General features: G+C 63.0%; 10 protein-coding genes and 2 pseudogenes. 1 reads left to right on the top strand and 11 read right to left on the bottom strand.

Features of this window, described 5'->3' with window-relative positions:
• Window positions 1–1,039: 1,039 nt before the first annotated feature.
• From ACF0H6_RS17695 to ACF0H6_RS17670, 6 genes and pseudogenes are all read right to left on the bottom strand, one after another.
• Window positions 1,040–2,230, bottom strand: coding sequence for a glutamate--cysteine ligase (locus ACF0H6_RS17695; protein WP_395250803.1), 1,191 nt, complete (start codon window positions 2,228–2,230; stop codon window positions 1,040–1,042).
• A 639-nt stretch (window positions 2,231–2,869) separates the two neighbouring features.
• Window positions 2,870–3,991 (bottom strand): NAD(P)/FAD-dependent oxidoreductase, encoded by a 1,122-nt coding sequence (locus ACF0H6_RS17690; RefSeq protein WP_395250802.1) that lies wholly within the window; start codon window positions 3,989–3,991, stop codon window positions 2,870–2,872.
• 59 nt (window positions 3,992–4,050) lie between these two features.
• Window positions 4,051–5,095 (bottom strand): annotated as a pseudogene (locus tag ACF0H6_RS17685) (Gfo/Idh/MocA family oxidoreductase).
• Window positions 5,095–5,871 carry an amino acid ABC transporter ATP-binding protein gene (locus ACF0H6_RS17680; RefSeq protein ID WP_395250801.1) on the bottom strand — a complete coding sequence of 259 codons (777 nt, stop codon included), beginning with the start codon at window positions 5,869–5,871 and terminating at the stop codon, window positions 5,095–5,097. Before ACF0H6_RS17680 ends, ACF0H6_RS17685 begins: the two are co-directional and overlap by 1 nt.
• Window positions 5,868–6,656 (bottom strand): amino acid ABC transporter permease, encoded by a 789-nt coding sequence (locus ACF0H6_RS17675; protein ID WP_395250800.1) that lies wholly within the window; start codon window positions 6,654–6,656, stop codon window positions 5,868–5,870. Before ACF0H6_RS17675 ends, ACF0H6_RS17680 begins: the two co-directional genes overlap by 4 nt.
• 73 nt (window positions 6,657–6,729) lie before the next feature.
• A pseudogene (locus tag ACF0H6_RS17670) lies at window positions 6,730–7,612 on the bottom strand (ABC transporter substrate-binding protein).
• 148 nt (window positions 7,613–7,760) lie between these two features.
• On the opposite strand from ACF0H6_RS17670, the gene ACF0H6_RS17665 reads away from it, so the two are divergent.
• Window positions 7,761–8,843 carry a LacI family DNA-binding transcriptional regulator gene (locus tag ACF0H6_RS17665; RefSeq protein WP_395250799.1) on the top strand — a complete coding sequence of 361 codons (1,083 nt, stop codon included), beginning with the start codon at window positions 7,761–7,763 and terminating at the stop codon, window positions 8,841–8,843.
• Window positions 8,844–9,003: 160 nt separating this feature from the next.
• Here ACF0H6_RS17665 and ACF0H6_RS17660 read toward each other — a convergent pair whose 3' ends face one another.
• The 5 genes from ACF0H6_RS17660 to ACF0H6_RS17640 are packed head-to-tail and all read right to left on the bottom strand — an operon-like array spanning window position 9,004 to window position 13,037.
• Window positions 9,004–9,282: a hypothetical protein gene (locus tag ACF0H6_RS17660; protein ID WP_395250798.1), complete on the bottom strand. Its 279-nt coding sequence runs from the start codon at window positions 9,280–9,282 to the stop codon at window positions 9,004–9,006.
• Window positions 9,283–9,285: 3 nt separating this feature from the next.
• Window positions 9,286–9,786 (bottom strand): hypothetical protein, encoded by a 501-nt coding sequence (locus ACF0H6_RS17655; RefSeq protein WP_395250797.1) that lies wholly within the window; start codon window positions 9,784–9,786, stop codon window positions 9,286–9,288.
• A gap of 55 nt (window positions 9,787–9,841) precedes the next feature.
• Window positions 9,842–10,735 (bottom strand): carbohydrate ABC transporter permease, encoded by an 894-nt coding sequence (locus tag ACF0H6_RS17650; protein WP_395250796.1) that lies wholly within the window; start codon window positions 10,733–10,735, stop codon window positions 9,842–9,844.
• Entirely contained in the window at window positions 10,732–11,772 is a 1,041-nt protein-coding gene (locus tag ACF0H6_RS17645; RefSeq protein ID WP_395251351.1) for a carbohydrate ABC transporter permease, read from the bottom strand. Before ACF0H6_RS17645 ends, ACF0H6_RS17650 begins: the two co-directional genes overlap by 4 nt.
• A complete protein-coding gene (locus ACF0H6_RS17640; protein ID WP_395250795.1) occupies window positions 11,769–13,037 on the bottom strand; it encodes an extracellular solute-binding protein in 1,269 nt (422 codons plus the stop codon). Before ACF0H6_RS17640 ends, ACF0H6_RS17645 begins: the two co-directional genes overlap by 4 nt.
• Window positions 13,038–13,039 lie beyond the last annotated feature (2 nt).

Here is a 13,039-nt window from a genome sequence, read left to right as displayed (position 1 = left end):
ACCCGGCAGCAGCCCTTAACGGTCCCGGGGCGGGCAAGGAATGCATAAGGATGCTCTCAACTCGCCCGCCCCGACCATTACTGGTGTTGCTCTGGCCGTCTCAAGCTGTCCGACGACCAGGTACTGCTGGTGTTGCTTTGGCCGTCTCAAGCTGTCCGACGACCAGGTGTTACTGGTACTGCTGTATCCGTCTCCTACTGCTTGACGGCCCGGTACTGCTGGTGTTGCTCTGGCCGTCTCAAGCTGTCCGACGACCAGGTACTGCTGGTGTTGCTTTGGCCGTCTCAAGCTGTCCGACGACCAGGTGTTACTGGTACTGCTGTATCCGTCTCCTACTGCTTGACGGCCCGGTACTGCTGGTGTTGCTCTGGCCGTCTCAAGCTGTCCGACGACCAGGTACTGCTGGTGTTGCTCTGGCCGTCTCAAGCTGTCGACGACCCGGGGTTACTGCAACGGTGCTTCCCCCTAAAACAGCTAACTACAACCACTTAAGGCGGGGGAACTTCCGTTCTCTTTTTCTTACGAGAAAAAAATATAGCCACTCTCTGAAATCTCGTCAAGTCGCCTCTGGCGCTCTAAGTTAGGTCCGCTTTTGCTCATGGTTTGGGACCTGGCTTGTAGGACACCGAAGACCGGCCGACGTGCGGCAGCCACTACGGAGCCGGCTTACACGTGTCCGGTGAGGGATCGGTTTCGGGCAGCCTTGATGCAGGTTCAGTTGGCAGCGCTTAGCGGTGCAATCCCTCGCCCCATCTTCGCTGTCGACATTGCGCGCTTTCCTCCCCTAGTGGGTGGGACTGCACGGGCTTGTGTGGCCTGACACCGAATCGTGTTGCAAAAATCCAAAGAACTTTTCCGGATCGTGGTGGTGAGAAGGAAGCTTCAGGGACAGGCAAAACGCGAAACTCCCCCTCATAACCCGCGACCGTCGGCTACGTCTCGGCTTTACGCCTGCCGCCCACACCCCGTTGGAATGCCACCAGCTGCCTTCAATTCCCTTGAAGGGGCCAGTCCCCGGAAACGGCGCGTCGTGTAGGCGCTAGCCGGAGGTGGCGGCCAAGACTGTGCTGGGGCTAGCCGATTCTCCGCCCCTTTCGAGAAGACGGTTCGCCGAGAGCGAGTAACCGAGGGGTTCCTGGTGGGTGAGAGCAGTGGCATGGGCGACGACCTCGGCGAGTCCGCCGTTCCGGTCGAATGCCTGCCGCTGCCGGGTGGCCCCCGTACCGTGATCAATGATCCTTTGCAGTGACCGCGCAACTTCGGTGGAATCGCCTGTATCATCCAGGGCCTTCCGGACATGGCCGTAGAGTGCGTCGAAGACATTTCTTGCGGTGTCCGGCCGGTGCGTTACCGGGTGGAGGAGCCCCCCGTCAGCCCCCCAACGGCTCGCCAGCCATGCCCCCTGACGCAGGATTGTGGCAGGAACCATGTCCGGTGACTCTCCGGCCTCCCATTCCCGGGCGGCCGTCTCCACCAGCGCCCGCACCAACGCGGCGATCAGTGCGGAGTCTCGGGCATCAAGGCAAACATCGGCCACCCGGACCTCGACAGTCGGGTGCCGGATGGACAGACGCGCGTCAAAATCCGGGCTGGTGACGACCCCCGTTCCCGACAGGCCCTCCACCAGCGAGTGGTAGGCCTGCGCCGAGCCGAAGACCTCAGTGGGGCCGGCTGTGGACCACCGATTCCACGCCTGGGTTCGAAAACTGGCGTACCCGCTGTCTGTACCGTTCCAGAACGGGGAATTTGAGCTCAACGCGATGAGCGACGGCAGCCAGGATCTGATCCGGTCCAGGACCGCGACGCCTTCCTCATCGGAGTCCACGGAGACATGGACGTGGTACCCGCAGGTCAGTTGCTCGCGGGCGGTAAGAGCGTACATTTCCATCAAGGCGTCATAACGGGCGTTGCGGGTGGCGTGCGGTACGGCCGGCAGTGGAGACGTGGCCAAGGCAGCAACCCTTCCGCCCGCCCTCCGGGCCAGCGAATCGGCATACGCCCGACCCGCCCGTATCTCGGCGGTGAGTCCCCTGAGGCTGCCATGCGGCCGCGTGATGACTTCAAGCTGCTCCTGCTGAAGCTCGGCGGCCAGCATCTGGAAGGGTGCCAGATGGTTCACCGCCTGACGACCGGGATCGTGCAGGCGAAGCACCTCTCCGGCCAAGGGCAACGGGTACCCGCTGTCGGGATCCACGATCAGGAATTCTTCTTCAACACCAAAAGTACGCATGTGCTAAGTGTGGCCGACGAAAACGACAACGGGACCACGAGTCAGCATCGGCACGCACAGGGGCCGTCGAACGCCCCCAAGCCAACGCCAGCCGTGCCCGCAACACTATTGCACTTCCAACACCAACGAGACCGCAGACCAATCCTTAGGTACTGTCTGCGAGATCGCCGGCGGTGAGTGTCAGCGTCGCCCCATAGATCTTCTCGGCAAGGTGTCGGGAAATGCCACATCAGACCCCAGTCTGTCGCCAGTGTGGCCAATTGCCTGACGCCAGTTTGAGGTATACCCCCAAACTGACGTCACTCAGCGGAAAGGGGCCGCCTTGTCGCACCCGGGGCCAGTTAAAAACCAGAACCGGTAACTGACGCATCATGGATCTGTCCCGAGCGGACAAGAGCCGTTCATGGGCGCCGGAAATTCTTGGTCATATCGCTGGACGATCAGCCGGGTTATTTATTAGAGTCTCTAAATACGAAAACCGGCAGCGGCACGAAGAGTGCCCGGGGAGGAGGAGCGCATCACCGCTGACCAATACCAGACATCAACTGCCCAACCCGCTGAAAGCCCCTCCCGGGGGCTTTCCCTATTTAATGGTTACGTCCCTTGGAGTGGTGCAGTTCAATTTACCGGCTGCCGGATCTAGGAGAAGCGTCCTGGCCGGAAGGTGGCCAGCATCGGATGCTTTTTGCCCGTGACGATCTCACCGGCGAGAAGCTCGCCGGTGATCAGGCCGAGCGTGGCTCCGGAGTGGGTGAAGGCGACATAGCAGCCGGGCACTTGATCGAGTTCGCCGAGGACGGGTTCGCCGTCGCCGGGAATGGGCTTGTAGCCGATTTTCCAGGACGCCGGCTTGAGTTCGGGGTTCCCGGCGATGAGCTTGGACGCCTCGTCAGCGAGTTCCTGGACCACGTCCTCGGGGATGCTGAAGGAGCCGTCGGTGTGTTCGGTGATGTGCCCTTCGTACCAGTCGTGGTCCAGGGCAAGCGCGCTGCCGGGGTTGGGCCGGACCGCGGCCCGCGGGGTGTTGAGCACGGCCTTCAGGTCGTGCTTCACGGGCTTGGTCAGCACGAGCATCGACAGGGGGGAGCCGTTGGGGATGTTGACGCCCAGGGGTGCGAGGACGGAGGGTGTTGCGGCGCCGCAGGCAACCAGCACCGTGTCTGCCTCGTAGGTTCCGCCTGCCGCGGTTTCGACGCCGGTGGTCCGGCCGGTGTCGACCGTGACAGATACCTTGCCGGCGTTGAGGACGAGTTCACCGCCGCGGGCGTGGAATTCTTCCATGAGGAAGTCCACCAGATCGGGCAGGCTGACCCAGCCTTCGCCGGGATTGAAAATTGCGGATTCCGGCACAGCGCTTGGATTGATGCCGGGGGTGGCGGTTGCGATTTCCTGCGGTTCCAGTAGCTTGGAGTCGTAGCCGACGGATTTCTCGTAGGCGTGGCGTGCTGCGGTGTCCGCGGCCCGTCCGGCCGTGTTCCACATGACGCCGCCGCCGAACTGGAGCCACTCGCGGTGTGGATCTGCGGCGAAGAGGGTGCGGTACCGGTCGATGCCCGCGACTCGGAGCTGATGGTATGGAGTGGAGCGTTCCCCGGCGGAGTTTAGCCAGGACAGTGAGCGTCCGGTGGCTTCGCTGGCGAGGCCGCGTTCGGTCAGCAGGATCACGGAGGCGCCTTCGCGGAGCAGATGGACTGCGGTGGAGACGCCGAGGATGCCGCCGCCGATGACGGCGACGCGCTTGGTGGAAGCAGTGGAGGACATGGGTGTCCCTTTCTTGGTGTTGTGTCTGTCTTTGGTGCCGGCCGGCCGGGAGCTGCCGGTCAGGCGAAGGCGTGGATCTGTTCGATGATCCTGAGGACTTCCAGGGCCCCGGCCGGGTCGACAGGCAGGGGTCCGTCGCCTTGGAGAGCCGAGGCAAGTTCGCCATAGAACCGGGGATAGCTTCCCCGCTCGGCGCGAACGGGCGTCTCGGAGCCATCGACTCCCAGCACTCCCCAGGACCCTCTGGGGGTCGAGACCGTACTCAGGGTCCGACGGCGGCATGCCTGCTGCGAGGGCCGCCTCCTGGCTGTCAAGTCCCCACTTGGTATAGCCGGCCGTGGAACCCAGGACGTGGAACCGCGGACCACCTTGCGCCGCCATGCCGTTCATCCACAACCTGGAGCGGACGCCTGAGTCATGGCGCAGCGAGACGAAGGCTTCAGTGTTGGCTGCCTCGGGATGGGGACCATGGTTTGCCGTCTCCCCATAGCAGTCAGCGACGGGCCCGAAGAGTTGGACGGCCTGGTCGATCAGGTGGGCGCCGAGATCGTGGAGGATGCCTCCCCCGTCGGCCAGGGAGGCGGTGTCGCGCCAGTTGCCGAAGCCTTCGGGCCGCCACCACTCGAATCGGGATTCGAAGCTTCGGACTTCACCAAGGGCTCCTTCCCGGATGATCTCCTGGAGCGTCAGGAAGTCGGCGTCCCAGCGCCGGTTCTGGAAGACCGTCAGCCGCACTCCGGCGTCGGAGGCCCGGGTGATGAGCTCCTGACCGTGGGCCGAGGTTGTGGCGAAGGGTTTGTCGACCACTACGTGGAGACCGTGGGCGATCGCCGTCGCCGCCAAGTCGAAGTGGGTGAGCGGGGGAGTGCCGAGCACCACGAGGTCTAGATGCGGGGCCAGCGCGAACAGTGCTTCCGGGGTGGGGACGATCCGCGCAGTTGGGTAGAGCCTTGCCGCTTCCGCGGCACGCTGCGGATCTGCCGTGACGATGACGTCGAGGGAGTAGCCGGGGTCCGCTGCGATCAACGGCGCGTGGAAGACCTTTCCGGAAACGCCGAATCCGACGACGGCCGTGCGGATGGGAGCGGGTGCACGGTTCGGCATTACAGCACTTCCGAGAGGAATCGTTGGAGCCGTTCGCTGCGGGGGTTGTCGAAGAGGTCCGCAGGAGTGCCTGACTCCACGACCTCACCTTCGTCCATGAAGACCACTTGGTCGGCCACCTTCCGGGCGAAGCCCATTTCATGAGTGACAACCAGCATGGTCATGCCGCGCCGTCCCAGGCCTGCCATAAGGTTCAGTACGCCTTTGACGAGCTCCGGGTCCAGTGCGCTCGTGGCTTCGTCGAAGAGCATGACCTCGGGTTCCATGGCCAGCGCCCGGGCGATGGCTACGCGCTGTTGCTGGCCCCCGGAGAGGTCGCGGGGGCGGTGGTCCGCGCGTTCCGCGAGCCCCACCTCGGCGAGGCTGCGCCGGGCGCGTTCCCTGGCTGCGGCCTTGGGCATTCCCTTGACGCTCCACAGCGCCAGGGCCACGTTCTCAAGGGCAGTGTGGTCAGGGAAGAGGTTGAAGTGCTGGAACACCATGCCGATGCGGCCGCGCAGGATGTCGGGTTTGACCTTGAGAGCGCTTTCACCCGCGAGGAGGACATCGCCGCTCTTGGGTTCGTGGAGCCGGTTGACGCCACGGAGCAGCGTGGACTTGCCTGATCCGGAGGGGCCGATGATGCATGTGGTGGTGCCGGGGGCAACGTTCAGGCTGACGTTTCGCAGCACCTCGATGTCGCCGTACGCCATGGTCAGGTTTCTTAGCTCCAAGCTGGAACCGTGGAACGTCTGGACACCGGCGGTGGTGTCGTTGGTGCTGGTGCTGGCGCTCATGTGTTGCTCCCGGTGGTCAGCGGCGATGCCGCGTCGAGTTCTGTGACTTCTTTGAGGCCGCTGCTCGGCGCGCTCGGCCTACGGCGGCCCGTCCGGAAGCGGCTGTCGAAGTAGTTCACGAGGTGGGTCAGCGGGACGGTGATGACCAGGTAAAAGACGCCGGCCATGACCAGCGGTGAGAGGTTTCCCGAGAGCACGGCGGCATCCTGGCCCACCCGGAAGAGCTCGCGTTCACTCACCAGCAGGCCCAGGAAATAGACCAGCGAGGAGTCTTTGACGATGGCGATGAACTGGTTCACCAAGGCCGGCAACACCCGGCGGATGCCTTGCGGCACAACCACCAGCCGCATCGACTTGGCGTAGCTCATGCCCAAGGCACGGCACGCCTCGCCCTGGCCTTTGTCTACGCTTTGGATGCCGGCGCGGAAGATCTCACCGATGTACGCGCTGGCGATAAGGCTCAACGCGATAATGCCGAGCGGGTAGGGGGAGGGGCCGAAGATCGACTGGCTCAGCCGGGCAAAGCCTTGGCCGATCAGCAGAATAGTGAGGATGGCCGGGAGGCCCCTGAACAGATCGGTGTAGATGCGGGCTGGGACGCGCAGCCAGGCAGAGGATGAGATCCCCATGACGGCAACCACCATGCCCAGCGCGACGCCGATGATTGTGGCGGAGACCGAAATGATCAGCGTGTTCAGGAGGCCGACGCCGATCAGTTGCGGCAGGACCTCGGCCATCGCGCCGAAATCGAAGAATGTACGTGTGATGGTGCTTAACCAGTCCATGGTTTGCTCTCAGACTTAGGTGGCTGTTGGGCGGGCGGACCGGGTGCGGTCCGCCCGCCTGCTGGCAGATGGCTTACTTGCTGGGCGCCGGGCTGGCGGTCTGCTCAGCCTTGGGCAGGTACTGCGTGGGCATCGGGGAGCCCGGGAACCACTTCTGGTAGAGCTTCTCCCAGGGTACCGTCTTGCATCGCCGCGGCCAGTCCCTTGTTCAGGGCATCCTTGAGGGCGGTCTTGTCCTTGGCCAGCGCGAAGCCGGCCGGTGCGTCAAAGGACGGAATATCGGCGGCGCTGACCAGGCCGAACTGCTGTTCGTAGGACTTGGCGGCCTCGTAGTCAAGGAAGTGGGCGTCCGCAGAACCGCTGTTCACTGCCGAGATCGCGGAGTTGTTGTCCGGGAAGCGCACCAGGTTCGCCGTGGGGAAATTCTTCACTGCGTAGGCCTCCTGCAGGGTGCCCTGGACCACGCCAAGCCGCTTTCCGGCAAGGCCGCTGACATCCTTGATCCCAGAGTTCTTGGTCGTCAGGACGGTCAGGTATCCGGCGAGGTAGCCGTTGGAGAAGTCCACAGTCTGCTTACGCTTGTCCGTGATGCCGATGGCGGCGACCCCGACGTCGAACTGTCCGTTGGCGACGGCCGGCAGGATCGCCGAGAAGTCCTGTCCGGTAAAGACAACCTTGTCCACCCCGGCACGGTGCGCGACATCTTTGAAGAGTTCGACGTCGAAACCTGTGAAGTTTCCAGTGGCGTCCGTGAACGTGTAGGGCTTGGCATCTCCCAGGCTGGCCACCCGGATGGTGCCGGATTCTATGAGGCCATAAGGGTTTCCAGCGGTCGACGACGAGGCAGAGGTCGATCCGCCACACCCGCTCAGTGCCAGGAGGGCTGCGACAGCAGCCGCGACGATCACCCCGCGGTGGAAGTTCAGTCGTTTAGTCACAGCAAATTTTCCAATCATGAGAAGCGGTAAGCGGCCGTAAAGCCTTTCGGGATTCCTCTTGTTGAGTCCGGTCTCAGTGGTTAGGATTGAGACCGGACTCAACAAGGGGTTGCCAAAAATGTAACCCAAGCCACACCGGCCGTCAAGGCCCTTTCGGAAGGCATGCATGAGCAGCAATGGTTCCAGGCGCCGCGAGGTCACGGTCGCCGACGTCGCGAAAGCGGCACAGGTGTCCAAGGCCCAGGCCGCGCGGGCCCTCGGAAATTACGGGGCCGTCAGCGACGATGTCCGGAGCAGGGTGCTTGCGGCCGCCGAGCAACTGGAATACCGGCCCAATGAGCTGGCCCGCAGCATGAACACGGGGAAATCGAACACCATCGGGGTGGTCGTGGGAGACATCGAGAACCCCCACTTCGGCCTGGCCACACGGGGCATCACGGACACAGCCAAGAAGAGCGGCTTCAACGTCATCCTGATCAACACCGACGAGGACACGGCGGCCGAAGTGGACGCTGTCCGGGTCCTGCTGGACAAGCGGGTGGACGGCCTGATCGTGGCGCCTGCATCCTCAGTGGAGACTCGGCACCTGCAAGGTGTGCAGGATGCCGGCCGGCCCCTGGTGCTCCTGGACCGAAGCGCCGGAGACCTGGACCTGGAGACCATGGCGGTGAATATGGCTGATATTTCACACGAGTCCACCCGGTATCTCCTCCACGCCGGACACCGCAGGATCGCCTTCATCTCGACCCTCAAAACGGACTCTCCATATCGGACCGGGATGGTTCTGGATTCCTCGCAGATCGCAGACCGCCTCGAGGGCATGCAGCAGGCCTACCAGGAGGCAGGCCTTGTCTTCCCCGCGGATCTCGTAAGGCTGAACGCCGGCGACTCGGACTCCATCCGCGGCGTTACGCGCGAGGTGCTCCTCATGCCGGACCCCGCAACCGCCCTCGTCGCCTCAGACGGGCTCATCGCCCTCAGCATCGTGGAAGCGATCCAGGAACTGGGCCTGACCATCCCCACGGACGTCTCATTCCTGATGTACGACGACTTCGCCTGGACCCGCTTGACCACCCCGCCGCTGACCGTCATCGCCCAGCCCGTGTACAACATGGGCGTCGCGGCCGCCAAGGCACTGATCCGCCAAATCCAAGGACTGCCTCCCCAGGCGCCCGCGCCCAAATTCACGGCGACCCTGGTCCGCCGCGGCTCGGTCGGGGCACGCCGGACCGCGGAAGCATACAGATAGCCCACGCACTGGGAGGCGCGACCTCGGATTTTCCCTCCAAATGATTTCAATCGATGAGCACCAGGGGCTTGGCGTGGCCGGAAGATTCGAAGGTGCCTGGAAAGTCACCCGAACGATGATGATGAAGCCAGTTCTCGACCGCCAAAAGCTGCGATAGTGCTCAGGACCTGATGCGGGGCACCCAGCGGCCTCCCAGCTCAGCGTCACGGCCGGTGACCGTGCCGTTCTCGGCCTCGAGGTAGCCGCGTTCCCACCGGGCCAGGACTGGAAGATTCGTTGTGGACCAGTGTCGCCAGCTCGCGCGGATAGAACCTCTCCCCCGCGGCTTCCAGCTCGCGCACCTCATCCGGAACCAGATAGCTGCGGTCAGCGGTCCGCTGTCAGCGCACAGGCGCTCCAGATGGGCGCGGTGCGCGGCGGCCTGATCGTCAGTAGTCACGCTCTACAGCGTAGTCACGGGGACATCCGGCGCGTCCTCCGCCGCGTCCAGGATGATGTCGTAGGCGTCGCCGTCGATGAGTCCCTTGTCGAAAGCCTCCCCCACCTCTTCGAACGTTCCGGGAGGATCCGCCGGGAGGATCGCCTTCCACTCCATTGCCAGCTGCTCCGTGTGGTCCGGGGCCTTCACATAGGGCCATACGGATAGCTGGCGGATCATCTCGCCGCGGTCAATGTCGCCGGCCGCGTAACGCTCCGCGATTTCGTAAGGGCTGGCTCCACTGAACCCTTCCGGGATAGCTTTCACACCCCTGGATTCAGCCTTCGTCAGCGCCTGGCTGATGGCGGACTGGGTGATGTGCAGGGCACGGGCTATGTCGCGCTGCGGCAATCCCTGCTGCACCGCTTCCCGCAAGGCCCTCAAATAGTCCAGACGGCCAAGGTCCTCACGGGCCAAGGCGCGGCGGGCCAGGTCAAGTGCATGGTCGGGGCTGGTAATCGTCATCTCCGAACCTCCTATATTAGTAAGCTTATCAGCCGCCGTCGTTGGTCTCTGCGTTTTATTCTTTGACTGCTCCGGAAGTTGAGTTCATGATCCGCTTCTGGAAAATGAAGAAAACGACGGCCACAGGAATGGTCATCAGCAGGGCCGCAGCCAGTTTCAACGGGTACTGGGTTCCTTGGCTGAGCTGCCCGGAGGCGAGCTGAGCGACACCCTTGGTCAGCGTGGTCAGCTGCGGACTCTGGGTGGAGACGATGAAGTGGTTGAGCTCGTTCCAGGAGCCCTGGAAGCTGAGAATGATGATGGTCATCAAGGCTGGCATGGACATCGGAAGAACAATCGACCAGAACGTCCTGAAGACTCCGGCCCCGTCGATTCTGGCCTGTTCCTCAACCGACGCGGGAATGGATTCGAAGAAGTTCTTCATGATGAACACGCCCGCCGCGTCGGCCAGCAGCGGGAGGACCATGCCTGAATATGAGTCATACATTCCAAGCTGGTTGAGGACCAGGAACTTGGGAATGAGCAGCACCACCCCGGGCACAGCCATGACGCCAATCAAGATGGCGAAGACCACAGAGCGTCCGCGGAAACGAATCCGGGCCAAGGCATAGCCCGCAAGGGAATCGAAGAACACGCGTCCGGCCGTGACCAAGACGGTAACGATGACTGAGTTCATGGCCCATTGCGGGAAGTCCGAGTTGGCGAACAAGCGGCTGTAGGCCGCTCCGGACCACGTCGCCGGAAGCAGGCCCAGGGGGTTCGCAGCCGCTTCGGGCTCAGTCTTGAAACTGGTGGCCAGCTGGACCAGGAAAGGCAGGACGTAGATCAGGGCCAGACCAATCAGAACGAGATAGACCGCCCATCCCCGCCGGCCAATGCGGCGACGGGAGCTTGGCGGGGCTGCCTTCCGTGGCCGCGCCGCCGTATTTTCCTCGGTCAAGGTACTCATCGGGAGGCGTCCTTGTCTCTGAGAGTCCAGCGTTGGATCAGGGCGAAGACGACAATAATCCCGAACAGAATGAAGCTGATCGCTGCACCCTGCCCCCATTGCTGGTTGTTGAATGCGGAGTTGAAGCTGAGGTATGCCGGAGTGAGGGTGGTCTTGGACGGGCCGCCCTGCGTTCCGACGTAGATCTGGTCGAACACCTGCCAGCACCCGATCAGGCCGAGGGTCAGAACGGTGAACAGGGTTGGTTTAAGCATCGGCAACGTCACGAACCGGAAGCGTTGCCATCCCGTGGCTCCGTCCATGAGCGCAGCCTCCTGGATCTCTCCACCGATGCTTTGCAGGGCAGCGATGAAAAGCAGCATGAAAGTCCCCGAGGTGGTGAAGACAGCCATGAGAATGAAGGCCGTCATGGCTACGGAGGGACCGGAAAGCCAGTCCCACCAGCTGACCCCCAGGAAGTCTGCTCCGGAGTCGGCAGGCCCCTGGATCCCCACTGCGCCGAGAGCTACATGGACAATTCCCCGGGGATCTTGGAACCAGTTGGGTCCCTGGCCGCCGAGCAGGCCCACCACCTTATTGACGACGCCGCTGGTGCTGAACAGGAAGAGCCACAGAACCGTGATTGCCACCGAGCTTGTGACGGATGGGAAATAGAACGCGGTCCGAAAGAAGCCACGCCCCTTGAGGATCTTCCTGTTCACCAGGACGGCCAGAAACAGGCTCAGCGCAGTCTGAAGGGGTACAACCAGCAGGACGTAGTAGACGTTATTGTGCAGCGCGGTCCCGAAGTCCTTTTCGGCCAAACTACCGCCCGAGACAATAGCTTGATAGTTCTGGCCCCCTACAAAACTGACGTTAGCCCCGAAGGGACTGCCGCGGCCGGTCCAGTCGGACACGCTGACCCACGCCGCCATGAGGACCGGCACCAGCAAGAAGAGGCCCAGGATGAGAACCACGGGTGAGATAAAGATCCAGCCGGACAGACCTTGCCTGCCGTAAATACCGGTTCTTGACCGTTTAGCCGTTTCCACGGCTATTTGGCGCTCTGCATGACCGGTTCCAGCTCCTTTTGAGTGGCATCAAGGATGGTCTTGGGGTCTTTGGACTTGAGCTGTTCTAGCTGGGCGTTGAAGTCCTTCAGGACGTCGGCGCCGCCCTTTTGCAAGGGGGTGGTCTGGGCGTAGTCCGCGCCCGCCATGAACGGAGCGAGCGTGGGGAAGGCCGTGGTCCATTCGTCACGGGCGGACTTGATGGAGGGCATGACGCCGAAGGCCTTGGCGAAGCCCATCTGGTCGCCTTTGCTGGTGAGCTGCTCTACCAGCTTCTTGGCGGCGTCCTTGTTCTTGCTGTCTGCCGCGATGCCCCAGCAGTTGGTGTATGTCAAGGTGCCCTTACCGCCCGGACCCTGAGGGAGTTCGGCGATCTGGTACTTGATGGCCGGGTAGTCCTTCTTGAGCGCCCCGTCGATCCAGTTTCCTTCGATGGCCATCGCGGCCTGGCCCTTCCCGAAGGCTTCCCCGCCCCAGCCTGCGCCGAGCTCGGAGCTGAACTTCGCGGCGCCGTCGTCCATTATTTTCTTCACGTAGCTCAGCGCCTGGACGTTTGCATCGCTGTTGGCTGTGGCTTTACCGTCTTTGGCAAGGCCGCCGCCGGCCTGAGCGAAGAAGGCGCCGACCCGTTCGTACTGCGGGCCGAAGGTCAGGCCCACCGTAGTCCCCTGGGTGAGCTTCTTTGCCACGGTCTCGAGCTGGTCCCAACTCTTCGGGATGTCGGCGTCGGTCAATCCTGCCTTCTGCCAGAGGTCCTTGTTGATGACCAGCCCGAGGGTGGAAAAGTCCTTTGGCGCGCAGTAGAGCTTGCCGTTGTAGGTGAATGCCTTGGTGAGGGCCGGGTAGAAGTCGTCTTTGTTGGCGAGCTGGTCACCGTAAGGCTCCAGCGAACCATTGCCTGCATAGTTGGCCAGCTGGTCGGCGGAGACGTAGAAGACGTCCGCGGGCTTGCCGGATGCGAAACCTTGGCTCAGCTGCTGCGAAAGGTCGGACGCGACGTTGACTGAGGCTTGGGTGCCGGAAGACTTGGACCAATCCGCGACGGCGGACTTCACGGCGTCCGTCTCGGCACTCCCCGAAGATCCAATCAGCACGCTCACGGGGCCACCGGCGTCCGTGCTCGCTGCCCCGGAGGATCCACCCGAGAAGCCGCTGCCACATGCCGACAATGCCAATGCCGCCACCGCAGTGATTGACATCGCGAGCACGCGGGCCGTGCGCTTTTTACGGGGAGAGGTCACTTCAGTCGTCATTG

This window comes from Arthrobacter sp. NA-172 (assembly GCF_043952055.1).
Classification (GTDB): Bacteria; Actinomycetota; Actinomycetes; order Actinomycetales; family Micrococcaceae; genus Arthrobacter.
The sequence above is the reverse complement of the archived record's forward strand: the minus strand, read 5'-3'. Positions and strand labels throughout refer to the sequence as shown.

Coding starts and splice junctions, on each gene's coding strand:
- ACF0H6_RS17695 (WP_395250803.1), bottom strand. CDS start 2,230: ATGCGTACTTTTGGTGTTGAAGAAGAATTCCTGATCGTGGATCCCGAC.
- ACF0H6_RS17690 (WP_395250802.1), bottom strand. CDS start 3,991: ATGTCCTCCACTGCTTCCACCAAGCGCGTCGCCGTCATCGGCGGCGGC.
- ACF0H6_RS17680 (WP_395250801.1), bottom strand. CDS start 5,871: ATGAGCGCCAGCACCAGCACCAACGACACCACCGCCGGTGTCCAGACG.
- ACF0H6_RS17675 (WP_395250800.1), bottom strand. CDS start 6,656: ATGGACTGGTTAAGCACCATCACACGTACATTCTTCGATTTCGGCGCG.
- ACF0H6_RS17665 (WP_395250799.1), top strand. CDS start 7,761: ATGAGCAGCAATGGTTCCAGGCGCCGCGAGGTCACGGTCGCCGACGTC.
- ACF0H6_RS17655 (WP_395250797.1), bottom strand. CDS start 9,786: ATGACGATTACCAGCCCCGACCATGCACTTGACCTGGCCCGCCGCGCC.
- ACF0H6_RS17650 (WP_395250796.1), bottom strand. CDS start 10,735: ATGAGTACCTTGACCGAGGAAAATACGGCGGCGCGGCCACGGAAGGCA.
- ACF0H6_RS17640 (WP_395250795.1), bottom strand. CDS start 13,037: ATGACGACTGAAGTGACCTCTCCCCGTAAAAAGCGCACGGCCCGCGTG.